Below are 25,163 nucleotides of genomic sequence, written 5' to 3' on the forward strand. Positions count from 1 at the left end.
GCAGATCCGTCAGCCCGGCTGGACGAAGCCCGACTCGTACGCGGTGATCACCGCCTGGGTGCGGTCCCGGGCGCCGAGCTTGGCCAGCACGCTGCCGACGTGCGTCTTCACGGTCTCGGGGCTGACCACCAGGCGCTCGGCGATCTCGCCGTTGGTAAGCCCGGCGGCCATCAGTCGGAGCACCTGGCCCTCCCGTTCGGTGAGCCGGTCGGTCGGTGAGGGCGCGGAGGCGGGCGCTCGCCGTCCGGCGGCCAGCTGCCGGATGGCGTTCGGGAAGAGCAGCGAGTCGCCGTGCGCGACCAGCCGGACCGCCTGCACCATCTCCTCCGCCCGGGCCCGCTTGAGCAGGAAGCCGGCCGCCCCGGCGCGCAGCGCCTCGTACACGTAGTCGTCGTTCTCGAAGGTGGTCACCACCAGCACCCGGGGCGCCGGGTCGAGGGTCGTCGTCAACTGCTCGGTGGCCCGGATGCCGTCGATCTGCGGCATCCGGACGTCCATCAGCACCACGTCCGGGCGCAGTTCACGCACCAGCGACACCACCTCGGCACCGTTCGCCGCCTCGCCGACCACGGTCAGGTCGGGTTCGGCGTCCAGGATGGCCCGCAGGCCGAGCCGGACCAGCCGTTCGTCGTCGGCGACCACCACACGGATCATGACTTCTCCCCCTCGATCGGCAGCCGGGCGGCCAGTCGCCACCGGCCGTCCCCGGTCGGCCCGGCGGCGCACTCGCCGCTCAGCACGGCGGCCCGCTCGGCCACCCCGCGCAGCCCCCGGCCGCCGCCGGGACGGCTCGGCCGCTCGGCGCCGACCGGGTTGCTCAACTCCAACTCCAGTGCTCCGGCGGCCAGTTCGATCCGGAGCGTGGCGGGCACCTGCCCGGCGTGCCGGAGTACGTTGGTCAGGCCCTCCTGGACGATCCGGTACGCGGCCCGGGAGACCTCGCCCGGCAGTGCGGCCAGGCCCGGTCCTGCCCGGGTCTCGACCGGTACTCCGGCCAGCTCCAACTGGCGGAGCAGGGAGCTCAGTTCCACCAGTGTGGGGCCGGCGGCCGGGTCGGCGGGGTGGTCCTCGCGGAGCAGGCCGAGCACGGTGTCCAGTTCGGCGACGGCGGTGCGGGCGGTCTCCTCGATCGCCAGCAACGCCTCCGCGACGAACTCCGGATTGCTCGCCAGCACCCGCCCGGCCGCTGCGGCCTGGATGCCGACCGCGCTCAGCGCATGCCCCACCGAGTCGTGCAACTCCCGGGCCAGCCGGTTGCGTTGGGCCAGTTCGACGGCCCGCCGCTCGGCCGCGGCCAGCTTCTCGGCGGGCGTCGGACCGAGCAGCGCCGGGGCGATCCGCGCCAGCCAGGCCCCGGCTGCGGCGTTGGCCAGCACCGGCAGAACGGCCAGCGCAGCCGCGATAAGCAGCGGCGGTACCCGGGTGGCGCCGAACCAGTACGGGAGCCGATCGTCGTGCGGGAAGAGGACCAGCGCCACCACTGCGGGCGGCACCGACAGCGATATCCCCGAGACGATCCCGCCCAGCAGCAGGTGCTGCACGTACCAGGCTGCGGTGCGCCGCCGGGCCGCCCAGGAGCCTGACGGGGTGCTCGCCAACTCGGCCCCGGCACCCAGCCCGAGGGCCCGCAGCGCGGTGCTCTCCAGGACCCGGACCACCGGGACCAGCGCCGTGACGGCGGCCATCGGGAGTGCCAGGCCCAGCGCAGCGAACTGGAGCAGGACGGTGGTCAACGGGCGCTGGTCGTCGAACTGTACGGACAGCGGCACCAGCGAGAGCATCCAGTACGGCATCAACAGCGCCCCGCCGAGCACCAGATGCACCCAGCGCAGGGCCGCTCTGCGCCCGATCAGTGCACTCATCCCGCTGACTCTACGTCAGCTCGGGCGGAAGCGTGTTCGAGCAGGGCGACCGCGCCGACCACCAGCAGCAGCAGGCCCGCCCCGGCCTGCCCGGCGGTGACCAGCGAGGCGATCGGCGGGACGGCGTCCGCTGCGCTCGGCACCTCCGTCCGCAGGCTGTCCACGAACAGCGTGAAGGAACCCCAGGCGAACACCGAACCGGCCGCCAGCCAGGCGGTGACGAGGGTGGGTCGGAGCGGACGGTCAGGCCCGAGCCGGAAAGTCAGCCGCAGGAAGGCCGCGCCGGCCGCCAGGAGCAGCAGTCCGGTGACGCCCGCGATGATCCGCTGCGGCCGCTGCGGCCCGTCCAGGAAGGCGGACGGCAGTCCGAAGTCGCCGCCCAGCGCCCAGTACAGCTTGGCGGCCGCGACCGGCAGGGCCAGTCCGGCGGCCACACAGCTCAGCACCTGCTGGAGCCGGAGCGTGGCGGTGCGCGGCAGGTCGCCGATCCGGCTGCCGAGCAGACCGGCCCAGCGCTCCCGGGCGTGCAGGACGAAACCGGCGATCAGGGCCAGCCCCTGGAGTACGAAGCCGCCGTAGACCAGGACGAACACCCAGGGGTACAGCCACTCCTGCTGGGTGGCAGGGGGTTCGCCGCCGAGCACCAGTTCCGCGCCGAAGATCAGCGGCAGTTCGAGCATGATGCTGCCGAGCAGACCGGTCGCCACCCACATCGGGAAGACCAGCAGGCCGACCGGCACCCGCCGGCCCCAGGGCCGGACGAAGGCGAGCGCGAGCAGCAGGGCGACGGCGTCCATCCCGAAGGTGACCAGGTTAGCCACCCAGAGTGCGTCGGCGCCGATCGAGAGGTCGGCCTGACCGGTGAAGCCGACCGTACTGCCGCACAGCCAGAGCAGTTTGAGGGTCAGGTAGGGCAGGGTGGCCGCGACGGCGACGGCGCACAGGCCACGGCGAAGGGCGCCGGAAGAGGTGAGGTCCATGCCTCGACCCTCTCGCCCGGCGCCCCTGCTCCACGTCCACCGTGGTCACGAACCGGCTCCCCCTGGCGGGGGAACTGGTCCTACTCCTGAGGGAGCGTCACCCCGCTGGCGCGGAGCATCTCGGCCCGCTCGACCACCTTGACCCGCTCACGGTCCTGGGGCTCGCCGAGCGCGCGCTCGTACGCGTCCAGCAGCTTCCAGCCGGGCCAGGTGGTGTAGTTGACGCCGCTCTGCTCGAGGAAGGAGACGATCGCGTCCTGCTCCGGGGCCTCCGGCGTGCGCAGCGCGCCGCCCCGGAAGTCCTCGATCAGGCAGGCCACGGTCTCGTTGGCGTCGCCCTTGGTGTGGCCGATCAGGCCGACCGGGCCGCGCTTGATCCAGCCGGTGACGTAGGTGGAGGGCAGGTGCTGCTCGCCCTCGATCACCCGGCCCGCCTGGTGCGGGACGGTGCCCGAGAGGGTGTCGAACGGCAGCTTGGGCAGCTCCTGGGAGAGGTAGCCGACCGCGCGGTAGACGGACTGGATGTCCCAGTCCTGGTAGCTGCCGGTGCCCTTGACGTTGCCGGTGCCGTCCAGCTCGGTGCGCTCGGTGCGCAGGCCGACCACCTTGCCGTCCTCGCCGAGCACCTCGACCGGGGACTCGAAGAAGTGCAGGAAGAGCTTGTGCGGGCGGTCGCCGATGTCGCGGATCGCCCAGTTCTCCAGGGTGGAGGCGACCATGTCGGCCTGCTTGTTGCCCCGGCGGGTGGCGATGCTGCCGTCGTCGTAGTCGATGTCCTCGGGGTTGACGATCACCTCGATGGTGGGCGAGTGGTCGAGCTCGCGCAGCTCCATCGGGCTGAACTTCGCCTGTGCGGGGCCCCGGCGGCCGAAGACGTGGATCTCCACCGCCTTGTTGGCGGCCAGGCCGTCGTAGACGTTCGGCGGGATCTCGGTGGGCAGCAGCTCGTCGGCGGTCTTGGCCAGGATCCGGGCCACGTCCAGCGCGACGTTGCCGACGCCGAGCACGGCGACCTTCTCGGCCTCCAGCGGCCAGGTCCGCGGGACGTCCGGGTGGCCGTCGTACCAGGAGACGAAGTCGGCCGCGCCGTAGGAGCCGGAGAGCTCGATGCCGGGGATGTCCAGCGCGCGGTCGGCGTCGGCGCCGGTGGAGAAGACCACGGCGTCGTAGAACCGGTGCAGGTCGTCCAGCACCAGGTCGGTGCCGTAGTCGACATTGCCGAACAGGCGGATCTGCGGCTTGTCGAGCACCTGGTTCAGCGCGGTCACGATGCCCTTGATCCGGGGGTGGTCGGGGGCGACGCCGTACCGGATCAGACCGAAGGGGGCAGGCATCCGCTCGAACAGGTCGATCGAGACCCCGGGCTCGGTGGCGACGTCGGACTTCAGCAGCGCGTCGGCGGCGTAGATGCCGGCGGGACCGGCTCCGACTATGGCCACTCGGATGGGGCGAGGCATGCGATGCGTCCTTCGGCTGGGCGGCGGTTATCCGCCAGGCTGACCGGCGGCTCCCGGTTAGGCTACCCTTTCCGTGCTTATGGCCCCATAGGGATGACCTATGGGGCCGATAAGTAGAGCTATGACCGGCCGACGGGCTTCGAGCCGTCGGAGGGGGTCAGGTCGAGGCGGCAGTACCTTCGGGTTCGGCGGCGGGCATCAGCAGCACCACGCTCGCCGCGAGCATCCAGAGCCCGAAGGCCAGCGGGGTGACCCAGGCGCCGAACGGCCCGGCCAGGGACAGGATGGCCAGGACGAACGCGAACCAGCCGAGCCAGGCAGGCAGGGCGTGGACGGTCTGCACCGCGCGCCAGAGGGCGAACAGCAGGACCGACACGCCCGCCATCGCCGCGATCGTGCTTGCGTAGGACATGTCCAGCAGCAGGATGGCGATGATCACCGTGCGCGGCTCGATCGGGAAGCCGTCCGCGTAGTTGGACGTGATCCCGAAGAGGTTTCCCGTGATACCGGCCAGCATGATGAACACCGCGAAGAGCGTGCCGCCGACCAGCATCGCGGTCGACAGGCTTTCCGACCTGCCCGCGCGTCGCTCCGCCCCGCGCACGATCCGGATCAGCGCGACCAGGAACCAGACGAAGAGCAACGCCGACGCGAGGTGCATCAGGGCCGAGGTCTCGGCAAGGTGCCGGTTGCCGCTGTCGAGGTAGTAACGGGTCAGCTTCGGCACCGCATCGACACCGTCGTACTCCGGCGTCCGCCACAGAAGCAGTTGCCCGGCCACCAGGAGCCCGGCTGAGACAATGCCGGCGACCGCAGCCCAAATGGTGCTGCGACGGCCTACCACGCTCATCGACGTCATGATCGCGACCTTCCGGACGAATCGTCCCGAGCCATGAAATTTTATCACCGGGGCCCGGCGGTGGCCCGGCCCCGGTGGAGGGTGGATCAGAAGATCAGGTGCGCGGTGGTGTGGGTGCGGTCCTCGATTCCGGCGGCGGCCTTGTGGATCAGCTCGTGGGCCAGGTTGGAGCAGGCTCGGGCGGCGGCCAATTCCTCGCCGACGGTGGAGTCGGGGGCGTCGTCCGGGCTGCGGCGGGCGATGCCGAGGCCCCGGACGCCGGGGGCGCTGAAGCCGCTGAGCGATGCGGTGCAGGTGGTGCGGGTGTCGTCCTCTTCGAAGGTGAGGTCGACGATCCAGTGGTTCTGCATGTCCGATCACCTCTCTCGGGTGGATCGTTCAGCCCCAGAATCCGCCTCTGCGGAGCCGATCGCAAGGCTGCTCCCGACCCGTCGTCGCAGCTCTTGTTACCGGCTGGTCACTTGTCTATCATCGCGACTGTGACAGCCCCACTGTCAAACATGGGAGGACGGTCGGTGGCACAGATGACCAGCCCCGGGCCACTGGCCGGGGTCAGGGTGGTGGAACTGGCCGGGATCGGCCCAGGGCCGTTCGCCGCGATGCTGCTCGCCGACCTCGGCGCCGACGTGGTCCGGGTGGACCGGCCCGAGCCGGCCGTGCTCGGCCCCGACCCGGCGTACGACGTGACCAACCGGAACAAGCGCTCGGTGGTGGTCGACCTCAAGGCGCCCGAGGGTCCGGGGCAGGTGCTCGACCTGGCCGAGCGGGCCCACCTGCTGATCGAGGGCTACCGCCCCGGCGTGGCCGAACGGCTCGGCGTCGGCCCCGACATCTGCCTGGCCCGCAACCCCGCGCTGGTCTACGGCCGGATGACCGGCTGGGGCCAGCACGGCCCGCTCGCCCAGCGCGCCGGGCACGACCTCGGCTACGCGGCCACCGCCGGCGTGCTCGGCCTGGCCGGGGCGGCCGACGGACCGCCCGCCTTCTCCGCCAACCTGCTCGGCGACTACGCGGGCGGCTCGCTGTACCTGGTGACCGGCCTGCTGGCTGCGCTGCGGCACGCCGAACAGACCGGCGCAGGACAGGTGGTGGACGCCGCCATCGTGGACGGCGCGGCCCACCTGACCACCATGCTCTGGGGCCTGCGGGCCGCCGGGCTCTGGCAGGACGGACGCGGCGTCAACCTGCTGGACGGCGGCGCGCCCTGCTACTCCGTCTACCAGGCGGCGGACGGCGGATACCTGGCCGTCGGCGCGCTGGAGCCGCAGTTCTACGCCGAGTTCGCCCGGCTGCTGGAGCTCGGCCCGGACGCCCCCGGCCAGTACGAGCAGGCCCGCTGGCCCGAGCTCCGGGCGCTGATCGCGACCCGGTTCGCCACCCGGACCCAGGCCGAGTGGGCGGCCGTCTTCGAGGGCACCGACGCCTGCACCGCCCCGGTGCTGACGCTCGGTCAGGCCGCCGAGCACGCACACCTGGTGGCGCGCGGCACGTACGTCACCGAAGGTGGCATCACCCAGCCGGCTCCCGCGCCGCGCTTCTCCGTCACCCCCGGCGCGCTGCGCCGCCCCCCGGCCCGGCCCGGCGGTCACACTACCGAGGTGGCCCGGGACTGGGACATCAAGAGCCTCTCCGGCTGAAGGCAGGAAACCGTGCAGCGCGAGATCTACACCGAGGAGCACGAGGCGTTCCGGGAGACCGTCCGGGCCTTCCTCGCCAAGGAGGTGCTCCCGCACCACGAACGCTGGGAGCAGGCCGGGATCGTCGACCGCTCGGCCTGGCTGGCGGCCGGCCGGCAGGGCCTGCTCGGCCTGGCCGTCCCGGAGGAGTACGGCGGCGGTGGCAGCGCCGACTTCCGCTACCCGGCCGTGCTGGCCGAGGAGTTCACCCGGGCCGGGGCCAGCGGTCTGGCGATCGGCCTGCACAACGACATCATCGGCCCGTACCTGACCCAGCTGGCCACCGAGGAGCAGAGGCAGCGCTGGCTGCCCGGCTTCTGCTCCGGTGAGCTGGTCACCGCGATCGCGATGACCGAGCCCGGCACCGGCTCCGACCTTCAGGGCATCGCCACCCGGGCCGAGGACCGGGGCGACCACTACCTGCTGAACGGCGCCAAGACCTTCATCTCCAACGGCATCCTGGCCGACCTGGTGATCGTGGTCGCCAAGACCACCACCGAGGGCGGCGCGCACGGCCTCAGCCTGCTGGTGGTGGAGCGCGGCACGGACGGCTTCGAGCGTGGCCGCAACCTGGACAAGATCGGCCAGAAGGCCCAGGACACCGCCGAGTTGTTCTTCCAGGACGTCCGGGTGCCGAAGGCGAACCTGCTCGGCGAGGAGAACCAGGGCTTCCTGTACCTGATGCGCAACCTGGCCCAGGAGCGGCTGGGAATCGCGGTCTCGGCGATCGCCGGGGCCGAGTACCTGGTCGAGCTGACCACCGAGTACGTCAAGCAGCGCACCGCCTTCGGGAAGCCGCTGGCCAAGCTCCAGCACGTCCGATTCGAGATCGCCGAACTGGCCACCGAGTGCGCGGTCACCCGGACCTTCGTGGACCGCTGCATCACCGAGCACAACCGCTACGCGCTCACCCCCGTGGACGCCTCGATGGCCAAGTGGTGGGCCACCGAACTGCAGAAGCGCACCGCCGACCGCTGCCTGCAACTGCACGGCGGCTACGGCTACATGACGGAGTACCCGGTCGCCAAGGCGTTCACCGACGGCCGGATCCAGACCATCTACGGCGGCACCACCGAGATCATGAAAGAGATCATCGGCCGCTCCCTGCTGACCTGAGAGGCACTCACGTGACCACCGAAGCGTACGTCTACGACGCTATCCGCACCCCACGCGGCCGGGGCAAGAGCAACGGCTCGCTGCACGGCACCAAGCCGATCGACCTGGTGGTCGGTCTGATCCACGAACTCCAGGCCCGCCTGCCCGGGTTGGACCCGGCCGCGATCGACGACATCGTGCTCGGCGTGGTCAGCCCGATCGGCGACCAGGGCTCCGACATCGCCCGGATCGCCGCGATCGCGGCCGGGCTGCCGGACACGGTGGCAGGGGTGCAGGAGAACCGCTTCTGCGCCTCCGGCCTGGAGGCGGTCAACCTGGCCGCCGCCAAGGTCCGTTCGGGCTGGGAGGACCTGATCCTGGCCGGCGGCGTGGAGTCGATGAGCCGGGTGAAGATGGGCTCCGACGGCGGCGCCTGGTTCGCCGACCCGATGACCTCCTACGACACCCACTTCGTCCCGCAGGGCATCGGCGCCGACCTGATCGCCACCATCGAGGGCCTGTCCCGCACCGACGTGGACGCTTTCGCCGTCGAGTCCCAGATCCGGGCCGCCAAGGCTCAGGCCGACGGTCTCTTCGACCGCTCGGTGGTACCGGTCAAGGACCGCAACGGACTTGTCGTGCTGGACCGGGACGAGTTCATCCGCCCCGGCACCACGGTCGAGACGCTGGCCGGGCTCAGGCCCTCGTTCGCCGGGATCGGCGAGGCGGGCGGCTTCGACGCCGTGGCCCTGCAGAAGTACCACTGGGTCGAGCGAATCGACCACGTGCACCACGCCGGCAACTCCTCCGGCATCGTGGACGGCGCCGCCCTGGTGGCGATCGGCTCCCGGGAGATCGGCGAGCGGTACGGGCTGCGCCCGCGGGCCCGGATCGTCTCGGCCGCCGTCTCCGGCTCCGAGCCCACCATCATGCTCACCGGCCCGGCCCCCGCCACCCGCAAGGCGCTCGCCAAGGCCGGGCTGACCGCCGCCGACATCGACCTGGTCGAGATCAACGAGGCGTTCGCCGCCGTCGCGCTCCGCTTCATCCGCGAACTCGGCTTCCGGCACGACCAGGTGAACGTCAACGGCGGCGCGATCGCGCTCGGCCACCCGCTCGGCGCCACCGGTGCGATGCTGCTCGGCACCATCGTCGACGAGCTGGAGCGGCGCGACCTGCGCTACGGCCTGATCACCCTGTGCGTGGGCGGCGGCATGGGCGTCGCCACCATCGTCGAGCGCATCTGACCACCCGTCACTCCTGGAGACCTTGACTCATGACTGTCACCACCCCCATCCGCTGGGAGCAGGACGCGACCGGCGTGGTCACCCTGGTACTGGACGACCCGGACCAGTCCGCCAACACCATGAACGCCGCCTTCACCGACGCGCTGGAGGCAACCGTCGCCCGGCTCAAGGCACTTGACGGTCTGCGCGGCGTGATCATCACCTCCGCCAAGAAGACCTTCTTCGCCGGCGGCGACCTGCGGCTGATCTCCGCCGCCCGCCCCGAGGACGCCCAGCGGGTGTTCGACAACTCGATGCGGATCAAGCGCGCGCTGCGCACCCTGGAGACCCTCGGCAAGCCGGTGGTCGCCGCGATCAACGGCGCCGCGCTCGGCGGCGGCCTCGAGCTCGCGCTGGCCTGCCACCACCGGGTCGCGCTGGACGCCCCCGGCAGCAAGATCGGCCTGCCCGAGGTGACGCTCGGTCTGCTCCCGGGCGGGGGCGGCGTGGTCCGTACGGTGCGGATGTTCGGCATCACGGACGCGCTGCTGAAGGTGCTGCTGCAGGGGCGGCAGTACCGGCCCGCGCAGGCCCTGGAGAACGGGCTGGTCGACGAACTGGCTTCTGACAGCGACGAGTTGCTGGCGAAGGCGCGGGCCTGGGTGGACGCGCACGAGGAGGCCGTCCAGCCCTGGGACGTCAAGGGGTACAAGATTCCCGGCGGCACCCCGAGCCACCCCGCCTTCGCCGCCAACCTGCCCGCCTTTCCGGCCAACCTGCGCAAGCAGCTGGCCGGTGCGCCCTACCCCGCCCCGCGCAACATCCTGGCGGCGGCGGTCGAGAGCGCCCAGGTGGACGTGGACACCGCGATGGTGATCGAGGCGCGCTACTTCGCCGAGCTGGCCTGCGGGCAGACCTCGAAGAACATGATCAAAGCGCTGTTCTTCGACATGCAGGCCGTCAACTCCGGCACCAGCCGCCCGGATTCGGTCCCGGCCCGGAAGGCTCGCAAGGTCGCCGTGCTGGGCGCCGGGATGATGGGCGCGGGCATCGCGTACTCCTGCGCCAAGGCGGGCATCGAGGTGCTGCTCAAGGACGTCACCCTCGAGGCGGCCGAACGCGGCAAGGCGTACTCGGCAGCCCTGCTGGACAAGGCCGTGGCGCGCGGCCGGACCACCGCCGAGGAGCGGGACGCCTTCCTGGCCCGGATCACCCCGACCGCCGACGCGGCCGACCTGGCCGGCTGCGACACCGTGATCGAGGCGGTCTTCGAGAACACCGAGCTCAAGCACAAGGTGTTCCAGGAGGTCCAGGACGTCGTCGCGCCCGACGCGCTGCTCTGCTCCAACACCTCGACCCTGCCGATCGGTGTGCTGGCCGAAGGGGTCACCCGGCGCGCCGACTTCATCGGTCTGCACTTCTTCTCGCCGGTCGACAAGATGCCGCTGGTCGAGATCATCCGGGGCCCGGAGACCGGGGACGAGGCGCTGGCCCAGGCCTTCGACCTGGTCCGCCAGATCAACAAGACCCCGATCGTGGTGAACGACTCGCGCGGCTTCTTCACCTCCAGGGTGATCGGCCAGTTCATCAACGAGGGCGTGGCGATGGTCGGCGAGGGCCTCGACCCGTCCTCGGTCGAGCAGGCCGCCGCCCAGGCGGGCTACCCCGCGAAGGTCCTGTCGCTGCTGGACGAGCTGACCCTCACCCTGCCGCGCAAGATCCGCAACGAGACCCGCCGGGCGATCGAGGAGGCGGGCGGCGACTGGCCCGAGCACCCCGCCGACACCGTGATGGACCGGATGCTCGACGAGTTCGAGCGCCCTGGCCGCAGCGGCGGTGCGGGCTTCTACGACTACCAGGACGGCCGCCGCACCCGGCTCTGGCCCGGCCTGCGCGAGCACTTCGCCCGCCCTGGCGCGGAGATCCCGTTCGAGGACATGAAGGAGCGGATGCTCTTCGCCGAGGCCCTGGACTCGGTCCGCTGCCTCTCCGAAGGTGTCCTCACCTCGGTGCCCGACGCCAACGTCGGCTCCATCCTGGGCATCGGCTTCCCGGCCTGGACCGGCGGCGTGCTCCAGTACATCAATGGCTACGACGGCGGCCTGCCCGGATTCACGGCCCGGGCCCGGGAGTTGGCGGCGGCGTACGGTGCGCGCTTCGAGCCGCCCGCGCTGCTGGCGGAGATGGCCGCCGACGGGCGGACGTTCTAGGGGCTGTCCGGCCGCGCGTCCTCGTCCGGGCGCGCGGCCAGCTCCTCGGCGAGGGAGCGCTGAAAGGCCGTCACCAGGGCCTGGACGATCATCGGCTGGATCTGTGCGGCCAGCTCCTTCATCCGGGTCAGCTCCTGGTCGCCCGGTTCGCTCTCCCGGTACGGGCGCCAGACGGTCTGGCTGTGCAGCCGGACCACCGCGCGGGCCGCCACCAGGGTCTCCAGCGGGATCGGCACATCCAGCACCCGGACCCCGAGCGGCAGCAGGCCCGGGTCGATCTTGAACAGCTCGGGGTCGTCGGTGCGGTGCACCGCACCCATCGCGGCCAGCCGGTCCACGTCCGCCTCCGACAGCGGCCGGCCGGCCCGGCGGGCGAGCTGGCTCCTGGTGGCCTCCTCGGCCGCCTCCGGGGTCCAGGAGGCCACCAGTGCACGGTGGATGGCCAGGTCCAAGGAGCCGACGTCGGCCGGGAGTTGGGACAGGTAGCGTTCGATCGCCGCCAGCGTCAGGCCCTGCCGCTGCAACTCCTCGATCAGCTCCAGCCGCCCCAGGTGCTCGGCCCCGTACCAGCCCACCCGGCGCGGCCCCAGCTCCGGCGGCGGCAGTAGCCCCTTCGCGCTGTAGAACCGCAGCGTCCGGACCGTCACCCCGGCCCGGGCCGCCAGCTCGTCGACGGTCATCTGCGGGGACGCAGCCGCTGTCATGGTGAAGCCTCCCGCTCGGGATCGGACGCGGCAGTACCGCTGTGACAGCAGCAGTGTCCCACCAACGAGCGCCGCTAGCTGCTCCCGGTGGGGGTGATCAGCCCGGTTTCGTATGCCAGGACCACGGCCTGGACGCGGTCCCGGAGCTCCAGTTTGGCCAGGATGCGGCCGACGTGGGTCTTCACCGTGGTCGGGCTGAGCACCAGGCGGTCGGCGAGTTCGGCGTTGCTGAGGCCGGTGGCGAGCAGGCGGAGCACCTCCAGCTCACGCGGCGTCAGCGCGGAGAGGTCCCGGTGCAGGGCGGTGGCCGGCTCGCCGGGCCGGGCGAAGCGTTCGACCAGACGGCGGGTGATGGCGGGTGCGAGCAGGGCGTCGCCGGACTGCACCAGGCGGACGGCGGCCACCAGGTGTTCGGGGGTGACATCCTTGAGCAGGAAGCCGCTGGCACCGGCGGCCAGCGCGGCGTAGACGTAGTGGTCGAGGTCGTAGGTGGTCAGGATGACCACCCGGAGGCCGTCCGGGGCGGCGTCGGCGAGGATCCGGCGGGTGGCCTCGATGCCGTCCATCTGCGGCATCCGGATGTCCATCAGGACGACGTCCGGCCGGGTGCGGCGGACGGCGGTGACCGCCTCGGCGCCGTCGGCGGCCTCGGCCACCACCTCGATGCCGTCGGCAGCCAGGATCATCCCGAAGCCGGTCCGCACCAGGCCCTGGTCGTCGGCGATCACGACCCGCAGCGGCGGCCGGTTCACGCGGTCCGCCACGGCAGCCGGGCGCTGATCCGGTAGCCGCCGTCGGCGGTCCGACCGGCCGTCAGCTCCCCGTGGTAGACCGCCAGCCGCTCACGCAGCCCGATCAGCCCTCGGCCCGCGCCGGGCGCGACGGGGGAGTCGCCGACCCGGCCGGTGTCGGTGACCTCGATCTCCAGTTGGTCGCCGGAGTGGCCGATCACCACCCGGGCGCGGGCGCCGGGCGCGTGCTTGATGGTGTTGGTCAGCGCCTCCTGGACGACCCGGTACGCCGTCAGATCCACCCCGGGCGGCAGCGGCTCCGGCGGCAGCGTCACCGTGATGGCGACCGGTGTCCCGGCGGCGGCCACCCGCTCGGTCAGGGCCGCCAACTGCGCGAGACCGGGCTGGGGTTCGAGACCCTCGGCCCGTTCGTGGTCGGGTGCGGCGAGCAGGCCCATCACGTGGCGCAGCTCGGCCAGCGCGGCCCGGCCGCCGGCCTCCACCGCCAGCAGTGCCTGCTTGGAGCGCTCGGGTGCCGTGTCCAGCACCGTGCGCGCCGCTCCCGCCTGAATGACCATCACACTCACGTTGTGGGTCACCACGTCGTGCAGTTCGGCGGCGATCCGGGCCCGCTCCTCCTCGACCGCCCGGCGGGTGGCCTCCTGCTGGGCCTGCTGGAGTTCGGTGAAACGGTCCCGGCCGGCCGCCAGCTGCCGCTGCCAGAACCGGACCAGGCCGGCCAGCACCCCGGCCACCAGCAGCACCACCGCCGGGCTGGACCAGCCTGGCAGGATCGGCTCGGCCTCGCGGATCGCGAGCCCGGCCAGTACGGCGGCGACCAGCAGCCCCACCGCCGCACCGGTCCGGTAGCGGCTGTACAGCACGGCGCTGTAGGCCCCGACGACGCAGGTCAGCACATTGATCCAGGACACGCCGTCGCCCAACGCCAGGACGGCGGCCATCAGCAGGCCGAACGCGGCCAGCGGATACCGGCGCCGGGCCACCAGCGGCAGCGCCGAGAGCAGGACCAGCAGCCAGCCGCCGGCGGAGACCGTGGGCTCCACGGGCGGCGGACCGTAGCGGGACGGCACCGACACCGCAGGGACGGCGTACCCGTCGTCCCTGGGGCCGATCCGGATCGGCCCGTCGCCCGGGTAGCGGGCGGCCACCACCAGCGCGACCACGGTCAGTGCCACCGCCAGCAGCACGTCGGCCCGCCAGGCCCATGCCGACAGCGGCGCCCGGCCCTGCTCCGGGCGCAGCGCGTCCCGTACCTGCTGACGCCATCCGCGCCGGTCTTCCGCGTTCACCGGGTCATTGTGCGGCCCCGCCGTCCCGGTCCGCGTCCTCCCCGGCGACGAAGGGTCCCGTCCGCCAGGCGTACGTCGCAGGGATGACGCGGTGGCCGGACCGTCCGCAGGGAGGGCGGAAGTCGGTGCCGGGGCCGACGCGCCACCGCAGGGGCCGCTCCTAGGTTCGCCGAGCCAACATTTCCTGCTCGGTTGAGGACCTGCCATGAACCATGTGATCGAACTGACCGGCGTGGCCCGGAGCTACGACGGTGCCGGGCCGCCCGCGCTCGGACCGCTCGACCTGACGGTGGCCGAGGGCGAGGCGCTGGCGGTGACCGGCCCGTCCGGCAGCGGCAAGTCCACGCTGCTGAACCTGGTGGCCGGGCTCGACCGGCCGACCGGGGGGACCGTCACCGTGGCGGGCACCAGGATCGACGGGCTGAGCGAACACGCGCTGGCGCGGTTCCGCCGGGAGCGGATCGGCATGGTCTTCCAGTTCTTCAACCTGCTCGACGACCTCACCGTCACCGACAACATCCAGCTGCCCGCCCAGCTGACCGGGACGGCGCGGCGGACGGCGGCGACGCGTGCGGGTGAGCTGATGGAGCTGCTGGGCATCGAGCGGCACGCCCGCGCCTACCCCGGCCGGCTGTCCGGCGGTGAGCGCCAACGGGTGGCGGTGGCCCGGGCGTTGGTGAACCGGCCCGCGCTGCTACTGGCCGACGAACCGACCGGGGCGCTGGACAGCGCCTCCGGCCAGGACGTCCGGGAGCTGCTGGTGGACCTGCACCGGAGCGGCCAGACCGTGGTACTGGTCACCCACGACCTGGCGCTGGCCGAGGCGTGCGCGACCCGGACGATCCGCCTGGTGGACGGTCAACTCGCCCTGGACAGCCGGACGGAGGCTCTCCGATGAGCAGTCCGATCAGCCGGGTGGTCCGCTCGGGCGTGGGCCGGCGGCGGGTGCAGACGGTGGTCATCGCGGTGGCCGTGATGATGGCCGTCGCCTCGGCGGTGGTGGCCTGGGCGTTGCTGGTCGCCGTGAACGCCCCCTTCGACCACGCCTTCGCCCGGCAGCACGGCGCGCACCTCACCGTGCAGTTCGACCCGGACCAGGTGGGCGCCGAACAGCTCGATGCCGCCGGGAAGCTGGCGGGTGTGACGGCGAGCGGCGGTCCGTACCCGACCACCACGATCCGGGGCCTGGACCAGGAAGGCCGGCGGACACCCACGCTCACGCTGGCCGGGCGGTCGAGCCCGGGAGGAGAGGTGGACCGGCTGGACCTGCAGTCCGGCCGGTGGGCGGAGCAGCCGGGCGAGCTGGTGCTCGCCACCTCGTTCGCCGGGCCCGCCTTCGAGCTCGGCTCCACGCTGCGGGTCCCGGACGCCGCCGGCAGCCCGACCCTGACGGTGGTCGGCCTCGCCCTGTCGGCGAGCCGGACCGCCGACGCCTGGGTGACGCCCGGTCAGCTGACGGCGCTGGCCTCGGCGGACCACCCGGTCACCACCCAGTGGCTCTACCGCCTCGACGCCGCCGGGACGAAGGAGCAGCTCGCCGCCGCCCGGGAGCGGCTCGCCGCAGCCGTACCGCCCGGTGCGCTGCTGGGCGCCCAGTCCTATCTCGACACCAAGCGCGCCGCCGACCAGGGCGCCGCGCCGACCATCCCGTTCCTGGTCGCGTTCGGCGCGCTCGGCCTCGCGATGTCGGTGATCATCGTCGGCAGCGTGGTCAGCGGCGCGGTCGGCACCAGCCTGCGTCGGATCGGCATCCTCAAGGCAGTCGGCTTCACCCCGGGCGAGGTGGTCCGGGCCTACCTGGCCCAGGCACTGATCCCGGCCGCCGCCGGCATCGTGCTGGGCGTGCTGCTCGGCAACCTGTTGGCGCTGCCGCTGCTGGCCGACACCGAACAGGCTTACGGCGCAGCCTCGTTGGCGGTCGCCTGGTGGGTGGACCTGCTGGTGCCCGCGGTCGCCCTGCTGGTGGTCGGGATCGCCGCGCTGGTCCCCGCGCTGCGGGCCGGCCGGCTGCGGACGGTGGAGGCCATCGCAGTCGGCCGGGCGCCGCGCACCGGGCGTGGCCAGTGGGCCCACCGGGCGTTCGGCCGACTGCCGCTGCCGCGCGCGGTGACGTACGGCCTGGCCGTTCCGTTCGCCCATCCGGTCCGGGCGGTCGCGATGCTGCTCGCGGTGGTCTTCGGCACCGTCACGGCCACCTTTGCGGTGGGGCTGACCAGCTCGATGGGTGCGATCACCAAGGCGCAGGACCGCGAGAGCCTGGCGGCGGTCTCCGTCTTCAGCGGCGCTGCCCACGGCCCCGGGACACCGGCCCCCGGGCAACTCGTCTCCGCAGCTGCCGACCCGGCCAAGGTGCGCGCCGCCGTCGAGGCCAACGCGGGCACCGCCTCGTTCTACGGCAGGGCCTTCGCGGAGGTCACCGTGGCCGGTATCCCCGGCGCCGCCCAAGCCGTCCTCTACCAGGGCGACTCCGCCTCCGGCGCCCCCGAGCTGATCTCCGGTCAGTGGCTCACCGGCCCCGGGCAGGTGGTGGTGCCGACCCGGTTCCTGGAACGGACCGGCAGCAGGATCGGTGATTCGGTGCGGGTCACCCAGGAGGGCGACACCAGGACCCTGCGGATCGTCGGCGAGCTCTTCGACACCTCGAACGACGGGACGCGTCTGCACGCCGACCAGGCCGACTTCCCGAAGGCCGGGCCGGTGGCCTTCCTGGTCACGCTCAAGCCCGGCGTCCGGGCCGCCGACTACGCGGAGCAGGTCGCAGCGGTGGTGCGGCCGCTCGGCGGTGAGGCGATCGCCAATCAGCCCTCGGAGCGGGGCAACCTGGTCCTCGTGCTGCAGGCGATGGCGACTCTGCTCACCCTGATGCTGGTCTCCGTGGCGGGCCTCGGCGTGCTCAACTCGGTTGTCCTGGACACCCGGGAGCGCGTCCGTGACCTGGGCATCTGCAAGTCGCTCGGGATGTCGCCGAGCCAGACCGTGGTCCTGGTGCTGACCTCGGTGGCCGGGATCGGCCTGTTCGGCGGAGTGCTGGGCGTACCGGCCGGGTTCGCGCTGCACAGCTATGTGCTGCCGGTGATGGGGCACTCGGTGGGCACCAACCTGCCGTCGTCGGTCCTGGAGGTGTACCAGGCACCGCAGTTGGCGCTGCTGGTGGCGGCCGGGATCGCGATCGCGCTGCTGGGCGCACTGCTCCCGGCGGGGTGGGCGGCGAAGACTCCGGCGGCGACGGCGTTGCGCGCGGAGTAGCGAACGGCGGTCAGACGGCCAGGAGTTCGGGGTGGTGACGCTTCGTCACCTCGGGGTGGGCGCGGGCGTAGCCCTTGAGTTCGTTGCGGCCGAACTCGGCGAACAGGGGGTTGCGGGGGTCCTGGGTGGCGCCGGGGGCGTGGTGGGCCTGCGGGAAGTCGAGGGGGGTGATGTGGGCGTCGAGGCGGGGGTTGTAGAAGAACGGGACGGAGAAGCGCTCGCGGGCCCCCGGCGGGCTGACCACCCGGTGGCTGGTGGCCTTGAGGTAGCCGTCGGTGGCGACTTCGAGCAGCTCGCCGAGGTTCACCACGAAGGCGCCGGGGAGCGGCGGGACGGAGAGGAATGTCCCGTCGGAGCGGAGCACTTCTAGGCCGCCGACCTGGTCCTGGAGCAGCAGGGTGATGAAGCCGTAGTCCTTGTGGGCGCCGACGCCCTGACCGGTGCCGTCGGGGGCGGTCCCTGGGTAGCGGACCAGCTTGAGCCGCAGGTGGGGGTGGCCGGCGAAGGCGTAGTCGTAGAAGTCGGGGCGGGCGCCGATCGCGGCCAGCAGCTCGTGCAGCAGCCGGGCGGCGACCGAGCCGAGGTGGTCGATCCAGTTCAGGGTGGCGGCGCGCAGGCCGGGGACGGCGGCGGGCCACTGGTTCGGCCCCTCCAGCCACCAGTACGGCTGCTCGCCGGGGCCGGGCACGTGCGGCGGGAGCTCGGCGCCGATGTCGAGCTGGTCGCGCCAGTCCCGGCTGCCGGCGGTGTGCTCGGTGCCGGTGCGGGTGTAGCCGCGGTAGTGCGGGGAGTTGAGGTTGCTGACGGCCAGCCGGTCGGCTTCGGGCAGCGCGAAGAAGGCGTGCATGGCGTCGGTCAGCTCGGTGGTCTCCCCGGCAGTCACGCCGTGGCCGGTGAGCTGGAAGAAACCGACCTCGGTGGCCGCGCCGCGCAGGGTGTCGTGCAGCCGGGCCCGGTCGTCGGCGGAGCCGTCGGCGAGCGAGAGGTCGATGACGGGGAGGCCGGTGAGTTGCTCTGTCATGGTTGCCGTCCGAGGTGAGTCCCCCTGGGATCGAACACAGCACCAGGTTACCGTCGGAAGGGGGTTGACCTGGGGTGGAACCGGAGGAGACTGGTAGGTACACCCCGGATCACCGGATGGAGCCCGCCCCGCAGGCAGAGACGTCCGCCCGCCCCGCGAGAGCACACATCCAAGCCCCCGGTCAGGCCCCCGGCAACTCCGTTCGGGAGCCGGTTCTCGGCGACGACCGAGCCCCGGCGCTCGAAGCGGGAGTACCGGGGACTGCGCTGTGCTCAGCTCTTTCGGGGTTCGCCCCGGTACGTGCCGAAGGCCCAGAGGTTGCCCTCGGGGTCGCGCACGGTGAAGTCCCGTGAACCGTCAGGCCCGTAGTCGGTGTCGTGCGGCTCCGCGACCACCGAGGCCCCGGCGGCGACCGCCCGGGCGAACAGCGCATCCGGGTCCTCGGTGACCACCACGTAGGCACCGAAGTTGCCCGGCCGCTGCGGCCACGGGCCCGTCCGCGTAGACGGCGGTCGCCTCGAAGCCGAACGCCTCGGTCAGGAAGCGGATCAGCGCGTGGGCGTCACGCGCCCGCAGACTGGGCCAGACCTGGGGCGGGGGCGGCTGGGTCATCGGGTGCTCCTCGGTGGGGGCCGGCTCTCCCGGCTCAGGTTAGGCCGAGGCCGCGCCGTTCCAGCGGATTCCCGCCGCGATTCCTCAGTCGGTGACGACGACCTCGACGCCGGCCGCGAGCATGTTGGCGATGATCTGCTCGGCCAGCGTCTCGTGGCAGATCAGCAGGTCCATCGGTGGGTCGCCCTTCATGACGACCAGGTAGCCGCTGCCGGTGGGTTCGAGCTGCCACCGGTCCCGCCCGGTGGTCCACATGTCCTGGTAGGCGGCGAGGTCCGGTTCGGTGGACGGCGGCTCGGCCCGGAGCGTGACGGCGGGCAGGTAGCCGCCCGGGCGGGTGGGCCGGAACGACAGCCCGGAGGGCCGGTCCGGCCCCAGAGCTGCGAGCACCTCGACCGCCGGGTAGCCGAACAGGTCCACGTCGTCGAGCACGACGGCGACGTCCGCGGGGCCGTACCAGTGCGGCCGCAGGTGCCGTCGTAGTACGACGCTGTCCAGGGGACTGTCCGGTGCGGTCCCCGCCCGGGCGCTGAGCTCGACGTCGCCCCACCGGACGGAGTACGCCCAGGCCGCCGCCTCGTCCTCCCGGACGGCGCCGAGGCCCGCCAGCACCTCCCGTGTGGCGGCACCGTCCAGACCGAAGCGGAGCACCCCCGCACCGTCCGGCAGGCGGATCCCGATGGCTGGCAGCAGTTCGAACATCCGCTGATCGTGGCGACCGTCGGCAGGTCACCGCAAGTCGCGTTCGTTCGGGTCAGCGTTGGTACTGGCGCCGGTAGGCCGACGGGCTGATGCCCATCGTCTCCCGGAAGTGGTGGCGGAACCCCGCGACGGTCAGGCCCACGCGGCCGGCCACCGTGTCGATCGGATGGTCCGCGGACTCCAGGAGTACGGCGCCGGCCCGGATCCGCTGCTGCGTGATCCAGCGGCCCGGTGGCAGGCCCGTCGTGTCGACGAAGCGACGTTCGAACTGACGTACCGACAGGTGGGCGACACCGGCCAGTTCGTCGACGGTCAGACGCCGGTGCAGGCTGTCCAGTGCGTACCGGATGGCGTGGCCGATCGGGTCGTCGGACGGGGCCCGGCCCACCGGGTGCTCCGCGAACTGGGCCTGGCCGCCCTCGCGGTGGGAGGCCACGACCATCCTGCGGGCCACCCGGGCGGCGACCTCGGCGCCGTGGTCCTTGCGGATGAGGTGCAGGCAGACGTCGATGCCGGCGGCCGTACCGGCGGCGGTGACGACCGACCCGCTGTCGACGTAGAGCACCGAGGCGTTGACCGTCACCTCCGGGTGGCGTTCCTGGAGCAGCCGGGCGTGCCGCCAGTGCGTGGTCGCCTCCTTGCCGTCCAGCAGGCCCGCGGCGGCCAGGGCGAACGCGCCGCTGCAGATGGACACCACGCGCGCTCCTCGCGCGGACGCCTCGCGCAGCGCGTCCAGGACCACAGGGGAGACGTCCCGGCGCACGTCCGCGACCCCGGGGACGATGACGGTGTCGGCGTACCGGAGCCGGTCCAGGCCGTGGTGCACCACGATGTCGAAGCCGCCCACGACCCGGTGCGGGCCGGGTGTCTCGGCGCACAACTCGAACCGGTACCACCAGTCCACGTCCAGCTCCGGCCGGGAGACCGCGAACACCTCGGCGACCGTGGCGAGTTCGAACGGGGCCATCCCGTCGAAGGCGAGGCAGGCGATCCGGTGGCGGTGCATGGCGGAATCCTAGCGGTGGATGCCGTTTCCGACACTGTCGGCAGCGGTTGGCGGGCCCGAGTCTGGTGGCATGAGACCTGACGCCATTACGCCACTGACCTTCGGAATGCTCGTCTTCGACGAGGTCGAGGTCCTCGACCTGGGAGGCCCCTTCGAGGTCTTCAGCACGGCCGGCCGGCTGGCCCGCACCGACGAGGGCGAGCCCCTGCTACGCGTCCTGACGGTCGCACCGGCCGACAAGCTCGTCCGCGCCCGTGGCGGGCTGCAGGTGACGGCGGATCACACTCTCAACGAGGATCCGAGCTTCGACGTCCTGGTGATCCCAGGCGGCGTCACCACGGCGGTCGAGGCGGACGCGGACGTGATCGACTGGCTGGCCAGGCGCCGGCAGACCTCCGCGCTGACGTTCAGCATCTGCACCGGGGCCTTCCTGCTGGCTGCCACCGGGGCGCTGAACGGCCGCCGGGCCACCACCCATTGGGAGGATCAGGAAGAGCTGGCCCGGCGGTGGCCGGACATCCACGTGCACACCGACGTCCGGTGGGTCGATGACGGCGACATCGTCACCTCCGCGGGGATCAGTGCGGGCATCGACGCCAGCCTGTACATCGTGGGGCGGATCTTCGGCGAACAGCTCGCCCGTCGCACCGCCCACCAGATGGAGTACGTGTGGGCGGCCGACCGCACCGGCGAGCTCGCGGACTACCGAGTGGTTTCGATTCAGAAGCAGCTGGTTGTTTTTTGCAAGCAGGGTGGCTATGGTGGTGATCACACCAGCTACGAGACATCGAGGAACTGCAGATGCGCACCGGGTTTCGATTCAGAAGCAGCTGGTTGTTTTTTGCAAGCAGGGTGGCTATGGTGGTGATCACACCAGCTACGAGACATCGAGGAACTGCAGATGCGCACCCTGATCAGCACCGCTTTCATCTCGCTCGACGGCGTCGTGGAGGGCCCGGGTGGCGAGCCCGGCTACCGGAACTCCGGGTGGACCTTCAAGGACATCGAGTTCCTCCCCGAGGCCTTCGAGATCAAGGGCCGGGAGCAGCAGGAGGCCACCGCGATCCTGCTGGGCCGGGCCAGCTACGAGGCGTTCAGCCCGGTGTGGCCGGACATGGCGGACTTCGCCGACTACAAGGTGATGCCGAAGTACGTCGTCTCCACCACCCTCACCGAGGACGACCTGGTGTCGAACTGGGGCGAGACCACGATCCTGCGCTCGCTCGACAAGGTACAAGGTGATGCCGAAGTACGTCGTCTCCACCACCCTCACCGAGGACGACCTGGTGTCGAACTGGGGCGAGACCACGATCCTGCGCTCGCTCGARGAGGTCGCCGCMCTGAAGGAGACCGAGGGCGGCCCGATCATCGTCCACGGCAGCGCCACGCTGAACCACGCCCTCTCSGACGCCGGCCTGATCGACCGTTACCACCTGCTSGTCTTCCCGCTGCTGCTCGGCGCGGGCAAGCGCCTGTTCAGCACCACSGACAAGGACACCCAGAAGCTGAAGCTGGTCGAGCACGAGGTCTACCCGAACGGTCTGCAGAAGAACGTCTTCGACGTCGTCCGCTGACCACACCCCCCCGCCGGTCACTCGGCGCGGCGCGGCGGCTGGAGTTGGGCGCCGTGATCAGGGAGGGTCGTCGGGACATCGTCCGGTCCGACGGGAATCGGGGACCACACTGCCACCGAGCCGCATCGTCACGCGCGGGCTCCCGCTGTCCGCGATCCCGCGGCTCGGCGGGGCCGTCGCGGCCGGGGTGGTGATCGGCGCGGTCGTCTCCGCACTGGTCGACACCCCGCTGGGCATCCTCTCCGGCGTCGCCGGCACCGAGACCGTCTTCGTGCTGGCCGGGTGGGCGGTGCTCTGGCCGCTGGATGCGGCGGCCACCCACCGCAACGCCCGCCGGGAGGACTTCCGGCCGGTGGTCGAGGAACTCGTCGTGGTCGGCGCCGCCCTGTGCGGGCTGGTCGGGATCGTGGTGCTGCTGCTGCTCGGGAAGTCCGACGCCGGACACGCCGCGGCGGCGACCGCGCTCGGCGGGGTCTTCATGTCCTGGGCCGGGCTGCACCTGATGTACGCCACCCACTACGCACACCTCTACTACCGGACGTCGACGCCGGGGATCGACTTCAACTCCGACGATCCGCCGGCGTACAGCGACTTCCTCTACTTCAGCTACAACCTGGGCATGACCTACCAGGTCTCCGACACCGACGTGTCGAGTTCGCTGATCCGCAGGGTCGTGCTGCGGCACTCACTGCTCTCCTACGTCTTCGGCGCCAGCATCCTGGCCACCACGATCAACCTCGTCACCGGGATCGTGACCGGCTGACGCACCGCTCAGTCGATCGCCAGGGTGAGCCAGACCGTCTTCCCGGTGGCGGTCGGGCGGGCTCCCCAGCCGCAGGCGAGTGACTCCACCAGGGACAGGCCCCGGCCGTCCTCGCTGGCACTGTCGGCCGGGCGGGGGACCGGCAGCGACGGGCTGGCGTCCGAGACCTCCATCGTCAGCTCACGGGCCGTGCGGTGCAGGCACAGCCCGATCGGTCCCTGGGCGTGTCTGACGGCGTTGGCGATCAGCTCGGAGCCGAGCAGGCAGACGGTGTCCTCGGGCTCGGGGCAGTCCCAGTCCTGGAGTGTGGCCCGCAGGAAACGGCGGCCCAGCGATGCCGAGGAGGGCAGCGCGGGCAGTTCGACGGCAGCGGTCGCCAGCGGCGCGGCAGGCAACTGGGCGAGCAGCAGTGTCACGTCGTCCGAATAGCGGTCCGTCCCTGGCAGCATCGCCCGGAGCACCCGGTCGGCGACCACCTCCAGGTCGGGCGTCCGGATGAATGCCCGCTCCAACTCGTCTGCCAGTGAAGCGATCTGGACATCCAGATCGCTCGCGGGGGTCTCCACCAGACCGTCCGTGTACAGGACCAGGGTGGAGCCGGGCGGGACGGTCAGCGTCGCCTGCTGGTGCGGGACGTCGCCCACTCCGAGCGGGACGCTGACCGGCGCGAGGAGTTCGCGCACCGTGTTGTCGGGCGAGACCAGCAGGGTCGGCAGGTGGCCGGCCGAGCAGATCGACACCTGGCCGACGTGGGGGTCGATCACCAGGTAGCAGCAGGTGACCAGTTGGTCCGGCAGATCGGCGACCACCGAGTCCAGCGCCTGCATCAGCTGCCGCGGCGGCATCCCGGTCTTGGCCAACGCGTGGGCAGCAGAGCGCAGTTGTCCCATCACGGCGGCGGCCTCCAGCCCCCGGCCCATGACATCCCCGACGATGACGCCGATCCGCCCAGCGCCGAGCGGCACCAGGTCGAACCAGTCGCCGCCGACCCCCGCCCCCTCGGTCGAGGCCAGGTACCGGCTCGCGGTACGCATCCCGGGGATGTCCGGCGGCGAACCCATCAGACTGCGCTGCAGAGTGAGCGCGATGTGTCGCTGCTGCTGGTAGAGCCGGGTCAGCTCCAGCTCGGCCCGCTTGCGGTCGGCGACGTCGCGGACGATCGCGGACGCTCCGCAGATCGCGCCGTACTGGTCCCGGGTCGGCCACAGGGTGACGTCCACGTCCAGCAGCTGTCCGGCGGCCGCCACCCGGAGCGACTCGTGGTTCTCCACCCGCTCGCCCCGCGCGAGCCGTTCCAGCAGTGCGGTCACCTCGTCCTTGCGGTCGGGCGGGGCGAGCGTCCCGATGTGGCGCCCGAGCGCCTCCTCCGGGCCGTAGCCGTACAGGCGGTGGGCCGCGGCGTTCCAGTACGTGATCCGGCCGTCGAGGGTGTGGGTGATGATCGCGTCCTGCGAGGACTCGACCAACGCCGCCAGTTCGCTGATCCTGACCTCGGCCGCCTTGCGGTCGCTGACGTCCCGGATGGCAGCCGAGACCAGCAGGCCCTCAGCGGTCTCCAGCGGGCTGAGGCTGATCTCGACCGGGAACTCGGTGCCGTCCCGGCGCAGCCCGTACAGGTCGAGCCCGGAACCCATCGGCCGGGTCCGCCGGGTGACGGTGTATCCGCTGCGGTGCTGCGGGTGGTGAGCGCGGAAGCGTTCGGGCAGCAGAGCCTCCACCGGCCTGCCGAGCAGCTCCTCCCTGCGGTACCCGAACAACGCCTCGGTCTGCGCGTTGACCAACCTGATCACCCCGCAGTCGTCCACGATCACCATCGCGTCCGGCGCGGACTCCAGCAGGCCCCTGAACCGCTGCTCGGCGGCGCGCAGTTCGTCCATGTCCCGGTCGGAGGCGCTCTGGTGAGGGAGCGCCGCCGCGTCCGCCCCACCTCGATCCATGGAACCGTCGGACTGGTGATGTTGAGGGGTGACCATGGCATATGACCGTACTGAGAGCGTGGGACGGGGGACGAGGATCCGGGAATTCTTGCAAAGTAGAACGAAATCGCCCGTCTCTGACCATTCCTGATCGTGTGAATGTCGGACTGTGCAAAGGTCGGTCCCGGCGCCGTTCGTTCTCAGTTGTGCGGG

The 25,163-nt window shown here is 71.9% G+C and carries 22 protein-coding genes and 1 pseudogene; 9 read left to right on the forward strand and 14 right to left on the reverse strand.

Annotated features, from left to right (window positions below):
• Window positions 1–9: 9 nt before the first annotated feature.
• The 6 genes from ASC99_RS05900 to ASC99_RS05925 form a co-directional block, all read right to left on the reverse strand.
• On the reverse strand, window positions 10–654 hold the full coding sequence (locus ASC99_RS05900; protein ID WP_057229020.1) for a response regulator transcription factor: 645 nt from the start codon (window positions 652–654) through the stop codon (window positions 10–12).
• Window positions 651–1,862, reverse strand: a complete 1,212-nt coding sequence (locus tag ASC99_RS05905) for a sensor histidine kinase (RefSeq protein WP_057229023.1) — start codon at window positions 1,860–1,862, stop codon at window positions 651–653. The genes ASC99_RS05900 and ASC99_RS05905 overlap by 4 nt, the downstream gene beginning before the upstream one ends.
• Window positions 1,859–2,842, reverse strand: a complete 984-nt coding sequence (locus ASC99_RS05910; RefSeq protein WP_057229025.1) for a DUF3995 domain-containing protein — start codon at window positions 2,840–2,842, stop codon at window positions 1,859–1,861. The genes ASC99_RS05905 and ASC99_RS05910 overlap by 4 nt, the downstream gene beginning before the upstream one ends.
• 80 nt (window positions 2,843–2,922) lie before the next feature.
• Window positions 2,923–4,299 carry an FAD-dependent oxidoreductase gene (locus tag ASC99_RS05915; protein WP_057229027.1) on the reverse strand — a complete coding sequence of 459 codons (1,377 nt, stop codon included), beginning with the start codon at window positions 4,297–4,299 and terminating at the stop codon, window positions 2,923–2,925.
• Between the two features lie 157 nt (window positions 4,300–4,456).
• Window positions 4,457–5,149 (reverse strand): hypothetical protein, encoded by a 693-nt coding sequence (locus ASC99_RS05920; protein WP_157531394.1) that lies wholly within the window; start codon window positions 5,147–5,149, stop codon window positions 4,457–4,459.
• Window positions 5,150–5,244: 95 nt separating this feature from the next.
• Window positions 5,245–5,508 carry a DUF1876 domain-containing protein gene (locus tag ASC99_RS05925; RefSeq protein WP_057229031.1) on the reverse strand — a complete coding sequence of 88 codons (264 nt, stop codon included), beginning with the start codon at window positions 5,506–5,508 and terminating at the stop codon, window positions 5,245–5,247.
• A gap of 174 nt (window positions 5,509–5,682) precedes the next feature.
• Between ASC99_RS05925 and ASC99_RS05930 the strand changes: the two genes are divergently transcribed.
• From ASC99_RS05930 to ASC99_RS05945, 4 genes are read left to right on the forward strand one after another with little or no spacing between them, the layout of a single operon-like run.
• Window positions 5,683–6,795 (forward strand): CaiB/BaiF CoA-transferase family protein, encoded by a 1,113-nt coding sequence (locus ASC99_RS05930; RefSeq protein WP_057229033.1) that lies wholly within the window; start codon window positions 5,683–5,685, stop codon window positions 6,793–6,795.
• Between the two features lie 12 nt (window positions 6,796–6,807).
• Entirely contained in the window at window positions 6,808–7,950 is a 1,143-nt protein-coding gene (locus ASC99_RS05935) for an acyl-CoA dehydrogenase family protein (protein WP_057229035.1), read from the forward strand.
• Window positions 7,951–7,961: 11 nt separating this feature from the next.
• Window positions 7,962–9,176 (forward strand): acetyl-CoA C-acetyltransferase, encoded by a 1,215-nt coding sequence (locus tag ASC99_RS05940; RefSeq protein WP_057229038.1) that lies wholly within the window; start codon window positions 7,962–7,964, stop codon window positions 9,174–9,176.
• A 29-nt stretch (window positions 9,177–9,205) separates the two neighbouring features.
• Window positions 9,206–11,365: a 3-hydroxyacyl-CoA dehydrogenase NAD-binding domain-containing protein gene (locus ASC99_RS05945; RefSeq protein ID WP_057229040.1), complete on the forward strand. Its 2,160-nt coding sequence runs from the start codon at window positions 9,206–9,208 to the stop codon at window positions 11,363–11,365.
• On the opposite strand, the gene ASC99_RS05950 is transcribed toward ASC99_RS05945, so the two are convergent.
• The 3 genes from ASC99_RS05950 to ASC99_RS05960 all read right to left on the reverse strand — a co-directional run bounded on the left by ASC99_RS05950 (window position 11,362) and on the right by ASC99_RS05960 (window position 14,110).
• On the reverse strand, window positions 11,362–12,069 hold the full coding sequence (locus ASC99_RS05950; protein WP_057229042.1) for a MerR family transcriptional regulator: 708 nt from the start codon (window positions 12,067–12,069) through the stop codon (window positions 11,362–11,364). The genes ASC99_RS05945 and ASC99_RS05950 overlap by 4 nt on opposite strands.
• Before the next feature lie 74 nt (window positions 12,070–12,143).
• Window positions 12,144–12,833, reverse strand: a complete 690-nt coding sequence (locus tag ASC99_RS05955) for a response regulator transcription factor (RefSeq protein WP_057229043.1) — start codon at window positions 12,831–12,833, stop codon at window positions 12,144–12,146.
• On the reverse strand, window positions 12,818–14,110 hold the full coding sequence (locus ASC99_RS05960; RefSeq protein WP_057229045.1) for a sensor histidine kinase: 1,293 nt from the start codon (window positions 14,108–14,110) through the stop codon (window positions 12,818–12,820). Before ASC99_RS05960 ends, ASC99_RS05955 begins: the two co-directional genes overlap by 16 nt.
• Window positions 14,111–14,315: 205 nt before the next feature.
• On the opposite strand from ASC99_RS05960, the gene ASC99_RS05965 reads away from it, so the two are divergent.
• Both ASC99_RS05965 and ASC99_RS05970 read left to right on the forward strand, forming a co-directional pair.
• Window positions 14,316–15,008 carry an ABC transporter ATP-binding protein gene (locus ASC99_RS05965; protein ID WP_057229047.1) on the forward strand — a complete coding sequence of 231 codons (693 nt, stop codon included), beginning with the start codon at window positions 14,316–14,318 and terminating at the stop codon, window positions 15,006–15,008.
• Window positions 15,005–17,356: an ABC transporter permease gene (locus tag ASC99_RS05970; RefSeq protein ID WP_057229049.1), complete on the forward strand. Its 2,352-nt coding sequence runs from the start codon at window positions 15,005–15,007 to the stop codon at window positions 17,354–17,356. Before ASC99_RS05965 ends, ASC99_RS05970 begins: the two co-directional genes overlap by 4 nt.
• Window positions 17,357–17,366: 10 nt before the next feature.
• Here the strand turns inward: ASC99_RS05970 and ASC99_RS05975 are convergent, their stop codons facing one another.
• The 4 genes from ASC99_RS05975 to ASC99_RS05990 form a co-directional block, all read right to left on the reverse strand.
• Window positions 17,367–18,377: an isopenicillin N synthase family oxygenase gene (locus ASC99_RS05975; protein WP_057229052.1), complete on the reverse strand. Its 1,011-nt coding sequence runs from the start codon at window positions 18,375–18,377 to the stop codon at window positions 17,367–17,369.
• 272 nt (window positions 18,378–18,649) lie between these two features.
• A complete protein-coding gene (locus ASC99_RS42030; protein ID WP_369825074.1) occupies window positions 18,650–18,832 on the reverse strand; it encodes a VOC family protein in 183 nt (60 codons plus the stop codon).
• Between the two features lie 241 nt (window positions 18,833–19,073).
• Window positions 19,074–19,691, reverse strand: a complete 618-nt coding sequence (locus ASC99_RS05985; protein ID WP_057229054.1) for a hypothetical protein — start codon at window positions 19,689–19,691, stop codon at window positions 19,074–19,076.
• A 52-nt stretch (window positions 19,692–19,743) separates the two neighbouring features.
• The gene (locus ASC99_RS05990) at window positions 19,744–20,697 is read right to left on the reverse strand and encodes a helix-turn-helix domain-containing protein (RefSeq protein WP_057229056.1); all 954 of its coding nucleotides are present in this window, start codon (window positions 20,695–20,697) and stop codon (window positions 19,744–19,746) included.
• Window positions 20,698–20,767: 70 nt separating this feature from the next.
• Between ASC99_RS05990 and ASC99_RS05995 the strand changes: the two genes are divergently transcribed.
• From ASC99_RS05995 to ASC99_RS06005, 3 genes and pseudogenes are all read left to right on the forward strand, one after another.
• Entirely contained in the window at window positions 20,768–21,565 is a 798-nt protein-coding gene (locus tag ASC99_RS05995) for a DJ-1/PfpI family protein (protein WP_082598109.1), read from the forward strand.
• Between the two features lie 33 nt (window positions 21,566–21,598).
• A pseudogene (locus ASC99_RS06000) lies at window positions 21,599–22,271 on the forward strand (dihydrofolate reductase family protein).
• A gap of 190 nt (window positions 22,272–22,461) precedes the next feature.
• Window positions 22,462–23,034, forward strand: a complete 573-nt coding sequence (locus ASC99_RS06005; RefSeq protein WP_369825076.1) for a DUF1345 domain-containing protein — start codon at window positions 22,462–22,464, stop codon at window positions 23,032–23,034.
• 8 nt (window positions 23,035–23,042) lie between these two features.
• On the opposite strand, the gene ASC99_RS36920 is transcribed toward ASC99_RS06005, so the two are convergent.
• The gene (locus tag ASC99_RS36920) at window positions 23,043–25,007 is read right to left on the reverse strand and encodes a PAS domain S-box protein (protein ID WP_369824170.1); all 1,965 of its coding nucleotides are present in this window, start codon (window positions 25,005–25,007) and stop codon (window positions 23,043–23,045) included.
• Window positions 25,008–25,163: the final 156 nt, after the last annotated feature.

Source organism: Kitasatospora sp. Root107 (genome assembly GCF_001424875.1).
Lineage (GTDB): Bacteria > Actinomycetota > Actinomycetes > Streptomycetales > Streptomycetaceae > Kitasatospora.